An 18400-nucleotide genomic window follows, 5' to 3' on the forward strand; every position below is an offset into this window, starting at 1 on the left:
TGCGAAACAGAATAAAGCAAGGCCGTCTGAAACAGGTTCAGACGGCCTTTATATTTTCTAAATCAGATTAATGTGAAACGGCAAATCAATAGAAGCCTTCGCGTTCTTCACGGGTGCTGATGTAGATATTTTTCACTTGGGTGTAGGCGGCGAGCATCATTTTGTGGGTTTCGCGGCCGATACCTGAAGTTTTGTAGCCGCCAAACGGCGCGCCGGCAGGCAGGCGGTTGTAGCAGTTTACCCAAACGCGGCCGGTTTCCAATGCGTTGGAAACGCGCAGGCAGCGGTTGATGTCGGTACTCCACACTGCGCCGCCCAAGCCGTATTCGCTGTCGTTGGCCATTTTGATGACTTCTTCTTCGGTTTTGAATTTAATCACGGTGGCAACCGGGCCGAAGATTTCTTCTTGGGAAACACGGGCTTCGTTGCTGGCTTCAATCAAAGTCGGCTCGACAAATTCTCCTTTACCCAACTCGCCTTCGATTTTTTTACCGCCGGTAATGATGCGGCAGCCTTCTTGTTCGCCAATTTTGACGTATTTCAAAATGGTCTCGAGTTGACCGGCATTGACTTGCGAACCCATTTGGGTGTCGTCTTCCCAAGGCAGGCCGACTTTGATTTTTTTGAATTCTTCAGCCAAAGCATTGACGAATTTGTCGTAAATGCCTTCTTGTACAAAAATGCGCGAACCAGCGCAGCACACTTGGCCTTGGTTGAACAAAATACCTTTTTGCGCGCCTTCGAGGGCTTTGTCGAAAGGCATATCGTCGAAGAAGATGTTGGCAGATTTGCCGCCCAATTCCAAAGTGGACGGAATCAGCAATTCGGCGGCGGCGATGCCGACGCGGCGGCCGACTTCGGTTGAACCGGTAAAGGCCAGTTTGTTGAAGCCTTTGTGGTGCAGCATGTATTCGCCGGATTTGGAACCGCGGCCGGTAATCACGTTCAACACGCCTTTAGGCAGTAAGTGGTTGATTTTTTGAGCGAAGGACAACAGGCTCAATGAAGTGCTGGAAGAAGGGTGGATGACGATGGTACAACCAGCGGCCAATGCCGGAGCGATTTTCCATGCGGCCATCAAGAATGGGAAGTTCCAAGGAATGATTTGGCCGACAACGCCGATCGGTTCGCGCAAAACGATGGACAGATCTTCGGCGTCAAGTTGGGTCGCAGTGCCTTCTTCGCCGCGGATCACGCTGGCGAAATAGCGGAAATGGTCGGAAGCCAATGGTACGTCGGCGGCGCGGGTTTCGCGGATCGGTTTGCCGTTGTCCAAGGTTTCTTGCAGGGCGAACAATTCTGCGTTTTCGTCAATCACGTCGGCGATTTTGTTCAAAATGGCCGCGCGTTCGGCAGTCGTGGTTTTGCGCCATGTTTTGAACGCTTCTTGGGCAGCGGCCACGGCAGCATCGACATCGGCGTCGGTTGCGTCTGTGAACTTGGCCAATTCATCGCCATTGGCAGGGTTGTAAGAGGATAAAAGTTTGCCTTCGCTACCTTTCGTCCATTCGCCGTTGATTAAAAGACCATATTCTTTATCAAACACATTTAAATCTTTTGCCATAATAATGCTGTCTCCTTAATGAATGGGAAGGCGTATTTCTGCGCCATAAAAACAGCTTATGCTTTTTTCTTTTTAAGTTCAAGTACTAAAAATAATAATGTTCTCAAAATTTACATTTGCAATGTTATTTCATGTAGCAGGCCGTCTGAAAAATAAAGGATTTGATTGAAATGAAAGTGTATTTGTTAATATATTTAAAGATTCAGATGGTCTGAATAGGATTTGTTATGGTATAACATTATAACTCATTGTTTTGAAAAAGATTATGGGTTGACGGTTTCAAACATGGGGAGTATTCTCATTTATAGCTAAACAGTTTTTCAACACCCTAGGAGACTCTCTCATGAAAATGCATGCTGTGGTAGTAAATAAAGATGTAGCAGGTGATGTAGAAGTTGTTGAACGCGAACTGCGTCCGCTGGAATACGGCGAGGCGTTAGTGGAAGTTGAGTGTTGCGGCGTGTGCCACACCGACTTGCACGTTGCGGCAGGCGATTACGGCGACAAACCGGGTCGCGTGTTGGGACACGAAGGCATCGGTTTGGTTAAAGAAGTTGCTGACGGTGTGAAAAATCTGAAAGTTGGCGACCGTGTTAGCATCGCATGGTTGTTCCAAAGCTGCGGTTCTTGCGAATACTGCAATACCGGCCGCGAAACCTTGTGCCGCTCTGTATTGAACGCAGGCTATACTGCCGACGGCGGTATGGCGACCCACTGTATCGTGAGTGCCGATTATGCGGTCAAAGTCCCTGAAGGCTTGGATCCTGCGCAAGCTTCGAGCATTACTTGTGCCGGTGTGACCACTTATAAAGCGATTAAAGTTTCCGGCGTTCGTCCGGGCCAATGGATTGCGATTTACGGCGCTGGCGGTTTGGGCAACTTGGCGGTTCAATACGCGAAAAAAGTGTTTGGCGCGCACGTTGTTGCCATTGACGTTAACGACGACAAGCTGGCTTTTGCCAAAGAAACCGGTGCGGATTTGGTGATCAATGCCGCCAAAGAAGATGCGGCTCAAGTCATCCAAGAGAAAACCGGTGGCGCACACGCAGCCGTTGTGACAGCCGTATCTGCAGCAGCCTTCAATTCAGGTGTTAACTGTGTCCGCGCCGGTGGCCGTGTCGTTGCAGTCGGCTTGCCACCTGAGTCTATGGATTTGTCTATCCCACGTTTGGTATTGGATGGCATCGAAGTGGTCGGCTCTCTGGTCGGTACCCGCAAAGATTTGGAAGAAGCATTCCAATTCGGCGCAGAAGGCTTGGTTGTGCCTAAAGTCGAGTTGCGTGCTTTGGATGAAGCGCCTGCCATCTTCCAAGAAATGCGCGAAGGTAAAATTACCGGCCGTATGGTGATTGATATGAATAAAGAGTGCAGCTGCATTCATCACTAATCAAATGATTCAGTGACAAAAAGGCCGTCTGAAACTTTTCAGACGGCCTTTTTTATTGGACTGGATAACTTACAGCGTAAAGCCGCTTTCAAATGCGCGGATTTCTCCGCTGACAGGATCGGTAAACTCTATTCTTTTGGCCAGAAGTTTTAAAGGCTTTTCATAGTCTTCATCACCGGCTGCCAATGGGGTAGGGTAAAGCGCATCGTTCATCAACGGCATGTTCAAACTCATCATATGCACGCGGAGCTGGTGTTTCTTTCCGGTATGCGGCGTGAGGCGGTAGAGGCTGAATGCGCCGCGGTTTTCGATAAGTTCGATGGTCGTGTGGGCGTTGGGTTCGCCTTCCGTTTCACGCGTGAGAAAGAATTTTTCGCCGCGTTCCATTCGGGATGAAATATGCAGCGGATAGTCTAAATCCGTCCGCGTCGGCGCCACCGCTTCATAGGTTTTTCGGACGGTTTTTTCTTGGAACATGGTCTGATAATCGCGACGCGTGGCAGGGTTGAGCGAAAGCAGCATAACGCCTGCCGTATCTTTGTCCAAACGATGAATCGGCGTAATGTCTTCAACATTCAAATGCTGCAATTCAGGCCGCAAACGCAGGCGCGTGAGCAGGGTTTCCCGCAAAAACCTGCCGCTGGGGATGACGGGCAGAAAATGCGGTTTGTCCACCACAATCAAATGTTCATCAATATGCAAAATCTTTTCTTCAAACGGAATACGCGGCTCGCTCTCACGGCTGGTTTCACGGTAATAAAACATCGTTTTGCCGGGTTCGAACAAAGTATTTTCATCAAATGGCACGCCATCCGCGCCCACCACAAAACCGCTGTTCAGCCGCCGCCGCCAGTTTTCTTCGCCAACAAAGGGAAAATGAGCGCATAAAAAATGCAGCAGCGGCAAGCCGTAAAACTGCTTTTTATGCGGCAAAACCAAGTAGCTGGGTTTGACACCGTCTAGAAGGGGTAGGGGATTGGTACGTTTTTTCATGTGGCGGATTGTACTTGGTTTTTAGGATTTTTTCAGACGATGTTTTTCATTGGGGGCGGACACGATTTTCTGTTGCCGCCATCATTTCAGAGCAGAAAGGAATTCATCTTTGATGACTGGTGACCTGTTTCAGATTAATGGACGGTTTAGCAGTTAAGGTCGTCTGAAAACGTGGATTGAAACTCAAAGCTTTCGTCTTCAGACGAACTCTTGCAGAAAATACCTTAATAGAAGAAAGCAATAATTTTTCAAGTTATCATTAAAAATATAATTTAGAAAACTACACTAAATTTCATTAATATCCGTTAAATTCAATTTAACTTGGTAAAACAATAATATGAAAAATATCCTTATTGCATTTGTTAGTTTTATTCCATTTTGCGTCCGTGCAGATCTGCCTCTGAATATCGAAGACATTATGACCGATAAGGGCAAAATCAAACTCGATGCTTCCGTTACCTACATCAACAGCGAAAGCAGCCGTTCCGAACTTGCCGCGCCAATTTACATTCAGACAGGTTCTGCTTCCTTTATTCCCGTCCCGACCGAAATTCAGGAAAACGGCAGTAACAGCGATATGCTCGTCGGCACTCTCGGCCTACGCTACGGCTTGACCGGAAACACCGAAGTTTACGGCAGCGGCAGCTACTTGTGGCGCGAAGACCGCAGATTCGACAGCGAAAGCAGCAAAACCCACGACAAACATCTATCCGATGTATCCCTCGGTATCAGCCATACCTTCCTCAAAGATGATAAAAATCCCGCTCTTATCGGCTTTCTCGAAGGCACGCTTTACGAAAAATCACGTGGCAAAGCCTCGTCAGGCAAATCATGGCTGATTGGCGCAACCACCTACAGAGCCATCGACCCTGTCGTCCTCTCATTGACCGCCGCCTACCGCATCAATGGCAGTAAAATTCTTTCAGACGACGTCAAATACAAAGCAGGCAACTACTGGATGCTGAATCCCAATATCTCCTTCGCCGCCAACGACAGGATCAGCCTCACAGGCGGTATCCAATGGCTGGGCAAGCAGCCCGACCGTCTGGACGGCAAAAAAGAATCCGCAAGGAATACATCTACCTACGCCCATCTCGGCGCAGGCTTCGGCTTCTCCAAAGCCACGTCTTTAAACGCATCCGCACGCTTCAATATTTCAGGACAGAGCAGCTCCGAATTGAAATTGGGCGTACAGCATACGTTTTAAGCAGGGCTTTGATTTTCCAACCTTGTAAAAAAAGGGACTTTTATGAAAAAACAAATTACCGCAGCCATGATGATTCTAACGATGATTGCCACTCCCGTAATGGCAAACAGCATGGATAATCCGGCATTTGAAAACCAAGTGTTCCACACGCAGGCAGATACGCCTATGCAGTTGGCGGAGCTTTCTCAGAAGGAGATGAAGGAGACTGAGGGTTCTGCATTATGGTTTGCTCCTGTGTTGGCAGGCGGTATCAGATTTGCACTGACAGGATTTACTCGACACGGTTTAAATCAGGCTATTTCTCGTGGTGGAGTAGGAGTTTCAAATAAAGTAATTATGAATACTATGCGTAACCCTACAAAAATTACAACCCAATCAGGAGGAAGAACCCGTTTTACAGGACCTGATGGTGGTGTTGTTTTGAATAGTCAAGGTAAAGTAATTACTACATGGGGCAAACCTCGTTAATCGAAAGGGGGCTTTGCCCCTTTTATAATTTAAGGGTGAATTATGAATATTAAAAATGAAATAGTTGATTTAATTTCTAAAAAAATTGATGGAGAGCAATATAGTTCTTTAGAAAATTTTGCTTTATCTGTACTAAGGGAGAAAATTATAAACAATACTGTTTCTAGTGATGAAAAATTATTGATTATTAATGATTTTTTATCAGGTTTTCTTGAGTTCGATTCTGAGACGGGAGAGCCTGTTGGGGAGACACTTAAAATTGAGCAAATGATTGATTTCTTTTTAGTCTAAATCATACATACAGTGATCAAGCTGGGCGTAGATCCAGCCTTTAAATACGATTGTCAGGTCTTACGCATAAGTTAAATACATTTTTTGTTATTAGGTCTGCAACCATGCATATGCGCTAAATTGACGAGGTTAAAATGTCTTTCGGTTATTTGATTGTAACATCGCAACCCTGCGATACAAAAATTACCGTTAAAATCGGTAGCGCGTGGCATTTTTTCGGTATGGCTTGCCGTATTTCGGTAAACGGAAAACATCATGCTGGAAATAGGGTTGTCTGGTTTGCTAAGAAAGCTGGCATGTAAGAATAATTTTGTAAAAGGTCGTCTGAAAACCTTTTCAGACGACCTTTTACATATATCTTTAGAAGGTATGATGATGTTTAAACGTATTTTTCTGTCAGTGCCTATTGCCGTTTCTTTATCCGATCCTCTGAATGCTGCACCTATGTTTAACGATAATCCTGTTGTTTACGGAAAAATCAAAGTGCAAAGTTGGAAAGCGCAGCGGGATTTCAATATTGTGAAGCAGGATTTGGATTTTTCCTGCGGGGCGGCTTCGGTGGCGACGCTTTTGAACAATTTTTACGGGCAAAAGCTGACGGAGGAAGAAGTGTTGAAAAAGCTGGATAAGGAACAGATGCGCGCGTCGTTTGAGGATATGCAGCGCATCATGCCTGATTTGGGTTTTGAGGCGAAAGGCTATGCCCTGTCTTTCGAGCAACTCGCGCAGTTGAAAATCCCCGTCATCGTGTATTTGAAATACCGCAAGGATGATCATTTCTCGGTATTGCGCGGTATAGACGGCAATACGGTTTTGCTTGCCGACCCGTCGCTGGGTCATGTTTCCATGAGCAAGGCGCAGTTTTTGGATGCTTGGAAAACTCGTGAGGGAAATTTGGCAGGTAAGATTTTGGCTGTCGTGCCGAAAAAAGCGGAGACGATTTCAAATAAATTGTTTTTTACACATCATCCCAAGCGGCAGACGGAATTTGCAGTCAAACAAATCAGGCTACGGCATGTAGAGTGAGTCAAAGGCCGTCTGAAAACTGTTTCAGACGGCCTTTTGATTTGTTCCCAACCTCACAAACCCTTAAAAATCAGCTATAATGCCCAACTATTTGATTTTCGCTTATCCCATATTGAAATGGCACAAAAAATTCAATCTGTAAAAGGTATGAACGACCTTTTACCTATCGAACAAAAAGATTTCAAACTGACGGCTGCGTTTTGGCAGGCGTTTGAAGATACGGTTGGCCGTTGGACACGCGCTTACGGCTATCAGCAAATCCGTACGCCGATTGTCGAGCAAACCGGTTTGTTTGTCCGCTCCATCGGCGAGGAAACCGATGTGGTCGGCAAGGAAATGTACACCTTCTCCGATTCAAACGATTCTTTGAGTTTGAGCTTGCGTCCTGAAGGTACGGCTTCTTGTTTGCGTGCGGTGGTCGAACACAACCTTCTGTACAACAGCCCGCAAAAGCTGTGGTATATGGGGCCGATGTTCCGCCGCGAACGTCCGCAAAAAGGCCGTTATCGTCAGTTCCATCAGGTCGGTATCGAGGCTTTGGGTTTTGAAGGGCCGGATATTGATGCGGAAATCATCGCGATGTCTGCCGACTTGTGGGAAAAATTGGGTATTCGCGAATACCTGACTTTGGAAATCAACAGCCTGGGCAACCGTGAGGAACGCGCGGCACACCGTGCGGCATTGGTTGAATATTTGACCCGCTATGAAGCGCAACTGGACGAAGACAGCAAACGCCGTCTGAAAACCAATCCTTTGCGTGTTTTGGATACGAAAAACCCTGATTTGCAGGAAATCTGCAACGCGGCGCCGCGTTTGGTGGATTACTTGGGCGAGGCTTCGCAAAACCACTATGCACGCTTCAAGGCGATGTTGGACGGTTTGGGTATCCAATATGTTGAAAATCCGCGCTTGGTCCGTGGTTTGGATTACTACAATCAGACGGTTTTTGAGTGGACGACCGACAAACTCGGCGCGCAGGCGACTGTGTGCGGTGGCGGCCGTTACGATGGTTTGATTGAAGAACTTGGCGGCAAACCTGCGCCGTCTATTGGCTTTGCGATGGGTATTGAGCGCTTGCTGCTTTTGGTGAGCGAATACGGCTCGTTGGAAGTGAACGCTGCGCCTGATGTCTATGCAATGCACCAAGGCGAAGGTGCGGACTTGCAGGTGATGAAATACGCGCAAGCCTTGCGCGCACAAGGTTTCAATGTAATGCAGCATTCCGGCTATCAAAGCCTGAAGGCGCAAATGAAAAAAGCAGACAACAGTGGCGCACGCTTTGCCCTGATTGTGGCTCAGGATGAGCTGGCAAACGGTACGGTTACCCTGAAAGATATGCAGGGCAAACACGAACAACAAACCGTTGCCGCCGCTGATTTGACAGACACTTTACAACAATGGAAGAACGCATAAATGGCAGCCCATTTGGAAGAACAACAAGAGTTAGACAACTTTAAATATTTTTGGAAACGCACTGGCCGTTGGATCTTTGCCTTGCTGATCGTGGCGGCTTTGGGGTATTTGGGTTACACCATTTACCAAGGCCAAAAAGCTTCAAAAGATCAGGAAGCTGCCGCCGTGTTGGCGCAAATGGTGGAAAAGGCGCAGCAAAAAACCGACCCTAAAGCCATCAACGCCGATTTGGCCGAATTGCAAAAAAATTATCCTGATTCTATTTCGACAGCCCAAGCTACTTTGATGGTAGCGGCAACCGAGTTTGATGCCGGCCGTTATGATGTGGCGGAAGGTCATTTGAATTGGGTGCTGAAAAACCAAAACGCACCGCTGGTTCAAGCTTTGGCAGCTCAGCGTTTGGGCGTTGTCCTGTTGCAGCAGAAAAAATACGATGCTGCCATCAATGCCCTGAATACTCAGGTTGAGGCTGATTTCGAGCCTTTGATGCTGGAAACCAAAGGTGATGTTTACGTTGCCCAAAATAAAACCAAAGAAGCCGTACAAAGTTACGAAGCTGCTTTGAACAAAATGCCGCAAACCGCAGTAGGCCGCGAATTGCTGCAAATGAAAATCGACAGCTTGAAATAAGTTTGTTTGAAATCAAGGCCGTCTGAAGTTGCAATGACTTTTCAGACGGCCTACACTTATCCTTATCAACCGTGTTTTTAAAACACCTGCTTGTGTTCCGCTCCCGTTTTTAGGCGGCACTTGACACAGAAAGACTCAATCATGAAACCAACCATCGCGCTTGTCGGCCGCCCCAATGTCGGCAAATCTACTTTATTCAACCGTTTGACGCGCACCAAAGACGCGCTTGTGCATGACCTGCCCGGCCTGACGCGTGACCGCCATTACGGTCATGGCAAAGTCGGCAGCAAACCTTATTTGGTCATCGATACAGGCGGTTTTGAGCCGGTTGTCGATAGCGGTATTTTGCACGAAATGGCAAAACAAACCTTGCAGGCTGTCGATGAAGCCGATGCAGTTGTGTTTTTGGTGGACGGCCGCACAGGTTTGACGCCGCAAGATAAAATCATTGCCGACCGTTTGCGCCAAAGTCCGCGTCCCGTTTATTTGGCTGTGAATAAAGGCGAAGGCGGCAATAGGGCCGTGCTCGCCGCCGAGTTCTACGAACTTGCTTTGGGCGACCCTTATGTTATTTCAGGTGCGCATGGCGATGGCGTGTATTATCTGATTGAAGATATTTTGGAAACCTTCCCTGAGCCTGAAAAGGAAGAGGAAGAAGCGAAACATCCTGTTTTTGCTGTAATCGGCCGTCCAAATGTCGGTAAATCGACCTTGGTAAACGCCATCCTCGGCGAAGAACGCGTGATTGCTTTCGATATGGCAGGCACGACGCGCGACAGTATCCATATCGATTTTGAACGTGAAGGCAAGCCGTTTACCATCATTGATACCGCAGGTGTGCGCCGTCGCGGCAAAGTGGATGAAGCGGTGGAAAAGTTCTCCGTTATCAAAGCCATGCAGGCGGTTGAAGCGGCAAACGTTGCAGTTTTGGTATTGGATGCGCAACAAGATATCGCCGATCAAGATGCGACGATTGCAGGTTTTGCTTTGGAAGCAGGCCGTGCTTTGGTGGTGGCGGTCAATAAATGGGACGGCATCAGCGAAGAGCGCCGCGAGCAAGTGAAACGCGATATCAACCGCAAACTGTATTTCCTTGATTTTGCTAAGTTCCACTTTATTTCTGCATTGAAAGAGCGCGGTATAGACGGCCTGTTTGAAAGCATTCAGGCTGCCTACAATGCGGCGATGATTAAGATGCCGACACCGAAAATCACGCGTGTATTGCAAAGCGCGATTGAGCGTCAACAGCCGCCGCGTGCTGGTTTGGTGCGCCCGAAAATGCGTTATGCCCACCAAGGCGGCATGAATCCGCCGGTGATTGTGGTACACGGCAATTCGCTGCACGCCATTTCTGATAGCTACACGCGCTATTTGACCCAAACGTTCCGTAAAGCCTTCAATCTGCAAGGTACGCCGCTCAGAATTCAATACAATGTTTCGGAAAACCCGTATGAAAATGCGGAAGATAAACCGAAGAAAAAACCGCTGCGCCGTGTCAGCCTGAGCAACCGTATTGAGAAACGCGAAGGCCGCAAGGAAGAGAAAAACCGCTTCAAGAAGAAAACCAAAGTCAGTGTGAAAAAACAATTCAGCAAATAAGCATAAAGGCCGTCTGAACGATTTCGGACGGCCTTTTTATAATGAAAAACAGCTCATTAGAGCTTCATGGCATATTTTCGATAGGGTTTGCCGAATTTAAAAAAACATCCAATTTGAATTTGGAATTGTTGTGAATATGGAAATGAAACAGTCGGTTTGATGGGAAGTTCCCTTATTGCTGGATTCCTAAACGGTGTGATAGAAAAAAATAGTTGGTAATTTATCCTATTCGGGGCTACAATCCCATCAAACGCTGATTTTGGCGTCTTTACAATCATAATAATGGAGCTCAAGAATATGACAGCTAAAGGACAAATGTTACAAGATCCTTTTTTGAATGCGTTGCGTAAAGAGCACGTTCCGGTTTCGATCTACTTGGTAAACGGCATCAAGCTGCAAGGCCAAGTGGAATCATTCGACCAGTACGTTGTTCTGCTGCGTAATACTTCCGTCACTCAAATGGTTTACAAACACGCTATCTCAACAATCGTTCCTGCACGCGCAGTCAGCCTGCAACACGAAAACAAACAACCTCAAGCCGCTGCCGCAGCTGCTCCGGTTCAAGTTGAGACTGTGCAACAACCTGCCGAATAAATGATGTAACGCATTCCTGTTTTTCAATACCTTACCGCTTTTGCGGTAGGGTATTTTTATTTTCAGACGACCTTTATCATGCTGCTTGAAAACATTCTTCCCTTTGCACATTCCCTGTTACAACAAGCCTTAAAATCAGGCGGCCGCGCTTTGGATGCGACGGCCGGAAACGGGCATGATACTTTGCTGTTGGCGCAGTTGGTTGGCGAAACGGGTAGGGTGTGGGCGTTTGATGTGCAATCTAAAGCACTGGCGCAGACTCAAGGCCGTCTGAAAGAAAACGGCGTAGATGGTCGGGTAGCCCTGATACATGACGGCCATGAAAACCTTTTATCCTATATCGACGAGCCTTTAGATGCCGCAGTATTTAATTTCGGTTGGCTGCCGGGAGGCGATAAAAGCTGTACGACTGAAGCGGCAAGCAGTATCCGTGCGCTGACGGATACTTTGGGTTTGCTGAAAGAAGACGGCCTTGCTGTGGCGGTATTGTATCCGGGACATGAAGCCGGCCGAATAGAGGCTGAGGCGATTGTGCAATGGGCGGAAACTTTGCCGCAGGAAGCCTTTGCCGTGTTACGCTATGGCTTTGTCAACCGCCGCAATGCGCCTCCCTATCTGCTGGCGATTGAAAAGTTGCGTCAGAAATAGATGTTTGCGGTAAAATAGCTGCTTTGTTTTTCAACCCTTAACATAAGAAACTGCCATGCAATATCTGTTTGTAAAATACAGCCATCAGATTTTCGTTGCCATTACCATCCTGTTGTTCAACATCCGTTTTTTCCTGCTCTGGCGTCATCCTGAGAAGCCGTTGGCAGGTATTTGGAAAGCCATGCCGCATTTGAATGACACCATGTTGCTGTTTACCGGCTTGTGGCTGATGAAGATTACCCATTTTTCGCCGTTTAATGCGCCGTGGCTCGGCATGAAAATCCTGCTGTTGCTGGTTTATATTGTGTTGGGCATGATTATGATGCGTTCGCGTCCGCGTTCGCCGAAATTCTATATCGTCTACGTTTTGGCCATGTCGTGTGTTGCCACGATTGTTTTCCTTGCCAAAACCAAAACGCTGCCGTTTTAAAAGAGGCCGTCTGAAATGTATCCGCATTTTGCTGTTATTGCTTTGGGCAGCAATCTTGCCAATCCTACCGAACAGGTTCGCGCAGCTTTGGCCGAATTGGACGCGCATCCGCATATCCGGCTCGAAAAGGCTTCTTCCTTGTATTTGACTGCGCCGGTCGGCTATGACGATCAGCCCGATTTTGTGAACGCCGTTTGTACCGTGAAAACTTCATTGGACGGCGTGGCGCTGTTGGCAGAGTTAAACCGCATCGAGGCCGAATTTGGGCGCGAACGTACCTTCCGTAATGCGCCGCGCACTTTGGACTTGGATATCATCGATTTTGATGGTATCCGCAGCGATGACCCGCATCTGACCTTGCCGCATCCGCGCGCGCATGAGCGCAGTTTCGTTATGTTGCCGTTGGCTGAAATTCTTCCGGATTTCGAGTTGGGCGAGCATGGCCGTGCGGCTGATTTGGCTCAGGCTTTGGGCGGGCAGGGTATTCGCCTGTTGAAAGAATAAGGGCCGTCTGAAAAACGGACTAAAACAAGAAAGGGCGTGTTGGACACGCCTTTTTTGCTATAAAATATTGTTGGGAAACACATTACAAAGAGTTACTATGAATCCTCGTTATATTGTTGTCGAAGGCGCCATCGGTAGCGGAAAAACCGCTTTGAGCCGCCGCTTGGCAGAGCATTTCAGCGCGTTGCTGTTGTCGGAGAATCCGGATCACAATCCGTTTCTCATGAAGTTTTACAGCAATGTTTCCAATAATGGTTTGGCTGCCGAGCTTTTCTTCCTGACGCGCCGTGCTGAAAGCGTAAATATTATTGAAGACCAATGCGTGCAAGGCGGAATGGTTGTGGCTGATTTTTTGCTGGAAAAAGACCGTATTTTTACGCCCATCGTTTTGAATGATGACGAGCAGCAGCTTTTTGCCGATATGAAGCAACGTATTTTGCCGCAATACGCGGAGCCCGATGTGGTGATTTATCTGCAAACCGCTGTCGAAAACAACCGCAAACGCCTGCAAAAACGTCACGAAGGCATCATCAGCTTGTTTCCCGAAGGCTATTTGGGACGGGTGCATGACGAATACAGCCATTTCTTCCATTTGTATCAAAGCGCGCCTTTGCTGACTGTTAATGCCGATGAGTTGGATTTGGCCGGCAATGACGACCACTTCCAGCTTTTGTTGCGTACATTGGAAGATTTTCAAGGTACGCGCAGTTATTTGAATTTAAGCGAAAAATAAACGTAGGCTAGGTTTAGGCCGTCTGAAAGGAATAATTATGTCAAAATATCAATTCACACTCCCATCTTCTTCCGGCAGCGATTTTAATTCCGCCGAACATTTGCCGTTGGTTGTCTATTTTTATCCTAAAGACAGCACGCCCGGCTGTACCACCGAAGGCTTGGATTTCAATGCCAGATTGGAACAATTCAAAGCATTGGGTTATACCGTTGTCGGCATTTCGCGCGACGGCGTCAAATCGCATCAGAATTTCTGCGCCAAACAAGGTTTCCAGTTTGAATTGTTGAGCGACAAAGAAGAAACCGTCTGCAAACTGTTTGACGTGATCAAGTTGAAAAAGCTTTACGGCAAAGAATCCCTCGGCATTGAGCGCAGCACGTTTGTGCTGGACGAAAACGGCGAAATTGCCCATGAATGGCGCAAAGTCAAAGTGGCCGGACACGCGCAGGAAGTTTTGGATACAATTTCTCAAGCCTCTTGATAGGGCTTTGAAAACCTAAAGGCCGTCTGAACGGATGTAAAGTCATGCCGTTCAGACGGCCTTTCAATACAGTTTGATGAATATGGACGATTTAATAGACAAGCTGCTTGAATCCCTTTGGCTGCAAGACAGGCTCAGCCACAATACGCTGCAAAGTTACCGCCGTGATTTGGTCAAAGTCGCAGCGCGTTTGGCCGAGGGCGGGCAGGATTGGTTGAGTGCCGATGAATTTGCCCTGTCTGATGCCGTGTATGCGGAGGGGGAAAAAAACACGTCCCAAGCACGGGCATTGTCGGCTTGCAAGCGTATGTACGGCTGGTTAGAGGAAACGGGACAAAGAGCAGACAATCCCACCCGTTTTCTCAAAGCGCCGAAATCGGAACGCAAACTACCCACGCTGATTACCGAAGCCCAAATCGACGCGCTGCTGGCTGCGCCGGATGTGGACACGCCGCACGGACTGCGCGACAAAGCCTTGCTTGAAGTCATGTATGCAACAGGTTTGCGCGTGACCGAAGCCGTCAAATTGACGCTCAGCGATATCGATTTACATCGCGGCAGTATCCGTACCATAGGCAAGGGCGACAAATTGCGTCTGGTTCCGCTGGGTCAGGAAGCGGCCTATTGGGTGGAACGTTATTGCAACGAATCGCGCCCGTTGTTGTTGAAAAATAAAATCTGCGACGAAGTGTTTGTCAGCCAGAAACGCAGCGGCATCAGCCGTCAGCTTGCATGGATGATAGTCAAAGAATATGCCGAAGCGGCAGGTATTGCTTCGCTCAGTCCGCACGGCTTGCGCCATGCTTTTGCCACGCATTTGGTCAATCACGGCGTCGATTTGCGTTCGGTCCAGATGATGTTGGGACATTCCGACATCAATACCACGCAGATTTATACCCATGTTGCCAATATCCGTTTGAAAAACATGGTTGATGAACACCATTCCCGTTCATAAATAAAGGCGGCATCTCGAAGATGCCGCCTTTTGTTATCGAGGCCGTCTGAACGGTTATAAAGTTTATTATTTATAAAATAACAATCAAAATACAAATTTACATAGAAAAATTTCAAAACAAAAGGACAGTGCCAATATTGCAATGCAAACCGTTTTTATTTATATTTACGTTCAAGAATAAATCCTACTCTCAATTATAGAGGGTAACAAAATTATTGGAGCACATCATGTTTGTCTGCATCTGCAACGCCATTACTGACCACGACATCAAAGAGACCATCGCCGCCGGTGCAACCACCATGAGTGATTTGCAGGCTCAATTGGGCGTGGCGACTTGTTGCGGTTGCTGCGGCGAATTGGCAGCATCGTTTTTGACTGCAAGCAGTGCCCAAAATACCGTGACTGCCGGTATCAACGTTCAGTCTTAATTTCAGAATACACACAAAGGCCGTCTGAAGGCGTGATAGAAATCCTTGATTTCGTTTCGCGCCTGTTCAGACGGCCTTTGTCATGCCTGTATGGTTTGGCGGCATTTTGCTATACAATGGCCGCTTTTGTCCCTCCGAGAGTAACCGCGATGAAACTGACCTTGATGTTTCGGGAATATTGCAGCCTGTGCCACAAAATGCGCGAACAATTAAAGCCTTATCAGGAGCAGTTTGGATTTGAGCTGGATATTGTCGATGTTGATGAAGATCCGGTTTTAGAAGAAAAGTACAATGAGCTGGTGCCTATTTTGCTGGATGGCGATACCGAAATCTGCCATTGGTTTTTGGACGAAGAAAAACTGAAAGCGCATTTGAGCGCGTAACAAACCGTTGACCATATTGTCTTTCAGACGGCCTTTGGCTATTTATGCTGTCTGAACATTGATTTTATTATGACTGAAAAACTTTCTCCCGATGCGTTGATTGAAGCGGCGCTGTTGACACAAGTCGAACCCTTAAACGAAAAAGCCATGCGAGAATTGTGCGTGCCGCCGTTGTCGCAAGACAAGCTGATTGATGTGTTGGCGCAACTGAAGGCCCGCTGGCAGGACAGGGCTTTGCAACTGGTGCATACCCATGAGGGCTGGTGTTTCCAAATCGCCCAAGCCGCATTTGAACGGCTGGGCAGTCTGCAAGAGCAGCGCGCGCCGCGTTATTCCCGCGCCGTGATGGAGACGCTGGCGATTATTGCCTATCAGCAACCGGTAACGCGTGGCGATATTGAAGGCATACGCGGCGTGGCGGTGTCGCAAAATGTCATGCAAACCTTGCAGGATAGGGGCTGGATTGAAGTCATCGGCCACCGTGATTCTGTCGGCCGTCCGGCTTTGTGGGCGACAACAGCAACATTCCTAAGCGATTTGCGTTTGGAAAGTTTGGAAGAATTGCCGCCGCTGACTGAATTGGGCGAGCTGGTGTTGCCTGATTTAATGGAAACGCTGCCGACAGGCGATGAGGAAGCTGAAGAAGCAGTTGAATCAGGAAGCAGACTGATTAACTGATTTGAATGTAAAGGCCGTCTGAAATAATTGTGTTTCAGACGGCCTTTGTGTTAGTTATTCTAGCGTTTTATAGTATTAAATGAACGCTTTATATCATTGAATAAGCCAGCCAGGGTAACAATATGGCGTGGTGCGTTTAGCAGTTTCTTAAAAAATAATTTGTTTAAAATAAATATCTTAGATAAATCATAAGAAAAATCTGATTTAAACTATAAAAAATCTTAGTTATAATCAGCTTATCTAAAGCTATTCCGCATAGTTGCGGGTAATTTACTAAGGAATACTGCAATGCTGTTGGCACTTTCTTTGCGTGATTTTGTCATTGTTGAAAACCTGAATCTTGATTTTCAAAACGGCTTTACCGTTTTAACGGGTGAAACCGGCGCAGGCAAATCGATTACTCTGGATGCGATTGGCCTGTTGTTGGGCGATAAAGCCGATTACAGCCAAGTGCGCAGCGGCGCCAAAGAAGCGCAGTTGTCGGCTTTGTTCGACATCAGCGGTTTGCCCGAACTGAAAGCGCAGCTGCATGAGCAAGGCCTTTTGGAAGAAGATGCTGAAGAGCTTAGCATCCGCCGTATTATCGATGCCAAGGGTAAAAGCCGCAGTTATATCAATAATCAGGCTGCAACATTGGCGCAACTGAAAGCCATCGGCGAGCAGTTAATCGATATTCACGGCCAAAATGCCCATCATTCGCTGAATCAAGAGTCCGCGCAACGTGAGTTGTTAGATGCGTTCGCCGGCAGCAAAGAGCAGGCAGAAACGGTCAAACAGCTGTATCAAAACTGGGTCAATGCGAAAAAAGCCCTGCAAGAAGCGCAAGAGCAGGCAGAAACCATGGCCATCGAGCGCGAGCGTTTGGAATGGCAGTTTAATGAATTAAACCAATTGGAGCTCAAACCCAACGAATGGGAAACCTTAAGCCAAAGCCACGACAGCCTGGCGCATTCGGCCGAGTTGCTGCAAACCGCCGAGCAGGTGGGCGAAAGCATAGACGGCGACAACGGCATCCAACGTCAAATCTACCAATGCCAAAAACTGCTGGGCAATCTGCAAAACATTGAGCTGCGCTTTGCCGAAAGCCTGAATATGTTGGCAAGTATTGAAGCCGAGTTGGGTGAAATCAGTGCCAATATGCGCGATGTAGCCGGTCGCAGCGATATCGATCCTAATGAATTGGCCGCACAAGAAAGCCGTATGGGCGAATTGATGAGTATGGCGCGCAAATACCGCATTGAGCCGAAAGAGTTGCCGCAAAAGCTGGCAGAAATCGATGAGCGCCTGCAAAACCTGCACGCGGCTGCCGATTTGGAAGCTTTGGAGAATACAGTCGCACGCAATCTTGCCGAATACCACGAAGCCGCCCACGTTCTCTCCGCCATGCGCCATCAGGCAGCCGGCCGTTTGGGCGAAGAGACCACCGAGCATATGCAGCATTTGGCCATGAAGGGCGCACGTTTTGACATCGTCTTGTTGCCGTCTTCGCCGACCGCACATGGTCTGGAGCAGGTGCAATTCCAAGTGGCGGCGAATAAAGGCAATCCGTCCCGACCCTTGAACAAAGTGGCTTCCGGTGGCGAATTAGCGCGTATCAGCTTGGCTTTGCAAGTGGTTGCCAGCCAATATACGCAAGTGCCGACATTGATTTTTGACGAAGTGGATACCGGTATTGGTGGCGGAGTTGCTGAAATGGTCGGTAAAGCTTTGCGTGCCTTAGGTAAAAAACATCAAGTCTTGGCGGTAACCCATCTTCCTCAAGTCGCCTCTTGCGGTGAAAACCATTGGCAGGTCCTCAAGCATAGCGAAGGGGAGCAAACCGTCAGCGAAATCAGTGTTTTGAACCATCATCAGCGCATTGAGGAAATCGCGCGTATGCTGGGCGGCGAAATCATTACCGATACCACACGCAGCCATGCCGCCGAACTCTTGCATTTGGCAGCCGCTTAAAAGCTTCAAGGCCGTCTGAAAATAGAATTCAGACGGCC

21 protein-coding genes are annotated in these 18400 nt (G+C 47.8%); 19 read left to right on the forward strand and 2 right to left on the reverse strand.

Features of this window, described 5'->3' with window-relative positions; translation table 11 throughout:
• Positions 1 to 85: 85 nt before the first annotated feature.
• Complete coding sequence (locus ACTHTU_RS03700; RefSeq protein ID WP_003745888.1) at positions 86 to 1564, reverse strand: aldehyde dehydrogenase family protein; 1479 nt, start codon at positions 1562 to 1564, stop codon at positions 86 to 88.
• Between the two features lie 343 nt (positions 1565 to 1907).
• Between ACTHTU_RS03700 and adhP the strand changes: the two genes are divergently transcribed.
• A complete protein-coding gene (gene adhP, locus ACTHTU_RS03705; protein WP_199900394.1) occupies positions 1908 to 2951 on the forward strand; it encodes an alcohol dehydrogenase AdhP in 1044 nt (347 codons plus the stop codon).
• A 69-nt stretch (positions 2952 to 3020) separates the two neighbouring features.
• Here the strand turns inward: adhP and ACTHTU_RS03710 are convergent, their stop codons facing one another.
• On the reverse strand, positions 3021 to 3944 hold the full coding sequence (locus tag ACTHTU_RS03710; RefSeq protein WP_440361792.1) for an RluA family pseudouridine synthase: 924 nt from the start codon (positions 3942 to 3944) through the stop codon (positions 3021 to 3023).
• A 337-nt stretch (positions 3945 to 4281) separates the two neighbouring features.
• Here ACTHTU_RS03710 and ACTHTU_RS03715 point away from each other — a divergent pair, with 337 nt between their 5' ends.
• The 18 genes from ACTHTU_RS03715 (at position 4282) to recN (ending at position 18362) form a co-directional block, all read left to right on the forward strand.
• Positions 4282 to 5151: a meta-pathway of phenol degradation family protein gene (locus ACTHTU_RS03715; RefSeq protein WP_440361793.1), complete on the forward strand. Its 870-nt coding sequence runs from the start codon at positions 4282 to 4284 to the stop codon at positions 5149 to 5151.
• A gap of 42 nt (positions 5152 to 5193) precedes the next feature.
• Positions 5194 to 5619, forward strand: a complete 426-nt coding sequence (locus tag ACTHTU_RS03720) for a wall-associated protein precursor (protein WP_440361794.1) — start codon at positions 5194 to 5196, stop codon at positions 5617 to 5619.
• 42 nt (positions 5620 to 5661) lie between these two features.
• Positions 5662 to 5910: a hypothetical protein gene (locus ACTHTU_RS03725; RefSeq protein ID WP_440361795.1), complete on the forward strand. Its 249-nt coding sequence runs from the start codon at positions 5662 to 5664 to the stop codon at positions 5908 to 5910.
• 369 nt (positions 5911 to 6279) lie between these two features.
• Complete coding sequence (locus ACTHTU_RS03730; RefSeq protein ID WP_440361796.1) at positions 6280 to 6936, forward strand: C39 family peptidase; 657 nt, start codon at positions 6280 to 6282, stop codon at positions 6934 to 6936.
• Positions 6937 to 7053: 117 nt separating this feature from the next.
• Positions 7054 to 8349 carry a histidine--tRNA ligase gene (gene hisS, locus ACTHTU_RS03735; protein WP_440361797.1) on the forward strand — a complete coding sequence of 432 codons (1296 nt, stop codon included), beginning with the start codon at positions 7054 to 7056 and terminating at the stop codon, positions 8347 to 8349.
• On the forward strand, positions 8350 to 8979 hold the full coding sequence (locus ACTHTU_RS03740) for a YfgM family protein (protein ID WP_440361798.1): 630 nt from the start codon (positions 8350 to 8352) through the stop codon (positions 8977 to 8979).
• Between the two features lie 141 nt (positions 8980 to 9120).
• Complete coding sequence (gene der / locus ACTHTU_RS03745; RefSeq protein WP_049331367.1) at positions 9121 to 10578, forward strand: ribosome biogenesis GTPase Der; 1458 nt, start codon at positions 9121 to 9123, stop codon at positions 10576 to 10578.
• A 297-nt stretch (positions 10579 to 10875) separates the two neighbouring features.
• Complete coding sequence (gene hfq / locus ACTHTU_RS03750; RefSeq protein ID WP_036493792.1) at positions 10876 to 11172, forward strand: RNA chaperone Hfq; 297 nt, start codon at positions 10876 to 10878, stop codon at positions 11170 to 11172.
• A gap of 78 nt (positions 11173 to 11250) precedes the next feature.
• Positions 11251 to 11820 carry a tRNA (mnm(5)s(2)U34)-methyltransferase gene (locus ACTHTU_RS03755; RefSeq protein ID WP_300481293.1) on the forward strand — a complete coding sequence of 190 codons (570 nt, stop codon included), beginning with the start codon at positions 11251 to 11253 and terminating at the stop codon, positions 11818 to 11820.
• A gap of 55 nt (positions 11821 to 11875) precedes the next feature.
• A complete protein-coding gene (locus ACTHTU_RS03760) occupies positions 11876 to 12250 on the forward strand; it encodes a SirB2 family protein (RefSeq protein WP_003681989.1) in 375 nt (124 codons plus the stop codon).
• A gap of 15 nt (positions 12251 to 12265) precedes the next feature.
• Entirely contained in the window at positions 12266 to 12754 is a 489-nt protein-coding gene (gene folK, locus ACTHTU_RS03765) for a 2-amino-4-hydroxy-6-hydroxymethyldihydropteridine diphosphokinase (protein ID WP_101755357.1), read from the forward strand.
• A 97-nt stretch (positions 12755 to 12851) separates the two neighbouring features.
• Positions 12852 to 13487 (forward strand): deoxynucleoside kinase, encoded by a 636-nt coding sequence (locus tag ACTHTU_RS03770; protein ID WP_440361799.1) that lies wholly within the window; start codon positions 12852 to 12854, stop codon positions 13485 to 13487.
• 37 nt (positions 13488 to 13524) lie between these two features.
• Entirely contained in the window at positions 13525 to 13968 is a 444-nt protein-coding gene (locus ACTHTU_RS03775; RefSeq protein WP_003683206.1) for a peroxiredoxin, read from the forward strand.
• A 76-nt stretch (positions 13969 to 14044) separates the two neighbouring features.
• A complete protein-coding gene (xerD, locus tag ACTHTU_RS03780; protein WP_440361800.1) occupies positions 14045 to 14923 on the forward strand; it encodes a site-specific tyrosine recombinase XerD in 879 nt (292 codons plus the stop codon).
• Between the two features lie 227 nt (positions 14924 to 15150).
• Complete coding sequence (locus ACTHTU_RS03785; RefSeq protein WP_003681978.1) at positions 15151 to 15351, forward strand: (2Fe-2S)-binding protein; 201 nt, start codon at positions 15151 to 15153, stop codon at positions 15349 to 15351.
• A 149-nt stretch (positions 15352 to 15500) separates the two neighbouring features.
• Entirely contained in the window at positions 15501 to 15734 is a 234-nt protein-coding gene (locus tag ACTHTU_RS03790) for a glutaredoxin family protein (protein ID WP_440361865.1), read from the forward strand.
• Between the two features lie 69 nt (positions 15735 to 15803).
• Positions 15804 to 16412: an SMC-Scp complex subunit ScpB gene (gene scpB / locus ACTHTU_RS03795; protein WP_440361801.1), complete on the forward strand. Its 609-nt coding sequence runs from the start codon at positions 15804 to 15806 to the stop codon at positions 16410 to 16412.
• A 288-nt stretch (positions 16413 to 16700) separates the two neighbouring features.
• Positions 16701 to 18362 (forward strand): DNA repair protein RecN, encoded by a 1662-nt coding sequence (gene recN, locus ACTHTU_RS03800; protein WP_440361802.1) that lies wholly within the window; start codon positions 16701 to 16703, stop codon positions 18360 to 18362.
• Positions 18363 to 18400: the final 38 nt, after the last annotated feature.

The sequence above is a fragment of the Neisseria sp. P0020.S005 genome (assembly GCF_051957055.1).
Lineage (GTDB): Bacteria > Pseudomonadota > Gammaproteobacteria > Burkholderiales > Neisseriaceae > Neisseria > Neisseria subflava_A.

Excerpts from the sequence above, each read along its gene's own strand:
- recN (WP_440361802.1), top strand. The coding sequence starts at position 16,701 with ATGCTGTTGGCACTTTCTTTGCGTGATTTTGTCATTGTTGAAAACCTG.
- ACTHTU_RS03760 (WP_003681989.1), top strand. The coding sequence starts at position 11,876 with ATGCAATATCTGTTTGTAAAATACAGCCATCAGATTTTCGTTGCCATT.
- scpB (WP_440361801.1), top strand. The coding sequence starts at position 15,804 with ATGACTGAAAAACTTTCTCCCGATGCGTTGATTGAAGCGGCGCTGTTG.
- ACTHTU_RS03710 (WP_440361792.1), bottom strand. The coding sequence starts at position 3,944 with ATGAAAAAACGTACCAATCCCCTACCCCTTCTAGACGGTGTCAAACCC.
- ACTHTU_RS03715 (WP_440361793.1), top strand. The coding sequence starts at position 4,282 with ATGAAAAATATCCTTATTGCATTTGTTAGTTTTATTCCATTTTGCGTC.
- hisS (WP_440361797.1), top strand. The coding sequence starts at position 7,054 with ATGGCACAAAAAATTCAATCTGTAAAAGGTATGAACGACCTTTTACCT.
- ACTHTU_RS03775 (WP_003683206.1), top strand. The coding sequence starts at position 13,525 with ATGTCAAAATATCAATTCACACTCCCATCTTCTTCCGGCAGCGATTTT.
- ACTHTU_RS03740 (WP_440361798.1), top strand. The coding sequence starts at position 8,350 with ATGGCAGCCCATTTGGAAGAACAACAAGAGTTAGACAACTTTAAATAT.
- folK (WP_101755357.1), top strand. The coding sequence starts at position 12,266 with ATGTATCCGCATTTTGCTGTTATTGCTTTGGGCAGCAATCTTGCCAAT.
- hfq (WP_036493792.1), top strand. The coding sequence starts at position 10,876 with ATGACAGCTAAAGGACAAATGTTACAAGATCCTTTTTTGAATGCGTTG.
- ACTHTU_RS03790 (WP_440361865.1), top strand. The coding sequence starts at position 15,501 with ATGAAACTGACCTTGATGTTTCGGGAATATTGCAGCCTGTGCCACAAA.
- ACTHTU_RS03770 (WP_440361799.1), top strand. The coding sequence starts at position 12,852 with ATGAATCCTCGTTATATTGTTGTCGAAGGCGCCATCGGTAGCGGAAAA.
- xerD (WP_440361800.1), top strand. The coding sequence starts at position 14,045 with ATGAATATGGACGATTTAATAGACAAGCTGCTTGAATCCCTTTGGCTG.
- ACTHTU_RS03785 (WP_003681978.1), top strand. The coding sequence starts at position 15,151 with ATGTTTGTCTGCATCTGCAACGCCATTACTGACCACGACATCAAAGAG.
- ACTHTU_RS03725 (WP_440361795.1), top strand. The coding sequence starts at position 5,662 with ATGAATATTAAAAATGAAATAGTTGATTTAATTTCTAAAAAAATTGAT.
- adhP (WP_199900394.1), top strand. The coding sequence starts at position 1,908 with ATGAAAATGCATGCTGTGGTAGTAAATAAAGATGTAGCAGGTGATGTA.
- ACTHTU_RS03755 (WP_300481293.1), top strand. The coding sequence starts at position 11,251 with ATGCTGCTTGAAAACATTCTTCCCTTTGCACATTCCCTGTTACAACAA.
- ACTHTU_RS03700 (WP_003745888.1), bottom strand. The coding sequence starts at position 1,564 with ATGGCAAAAGATTTAAATGTGTTTGATAAAGAATATGGTCTTTTAATC.
- ACTHTU_RS03720 (WP_440361794.1), top strand. The coding sequence starts at position 5,194 with ATGAAAAAACAAATTACCGCAGCCATGATGATTCTAACGATGATTGCC.
- ACTHTU_RS03730 (WP_440361796.1), top strand. The coding sequence starts at position 6,280 with ATGATGATGTTTAAACGTATTTTTCTGTCAGTGCCTATTGCCGTTTCT.
- der (WP_049331367.1), top strand. The coding sequence starts at position 9,121 with ATGAAACCAACCATCGCGCTTGTCGGCCGCCCCAATGTCGGCAAATCT.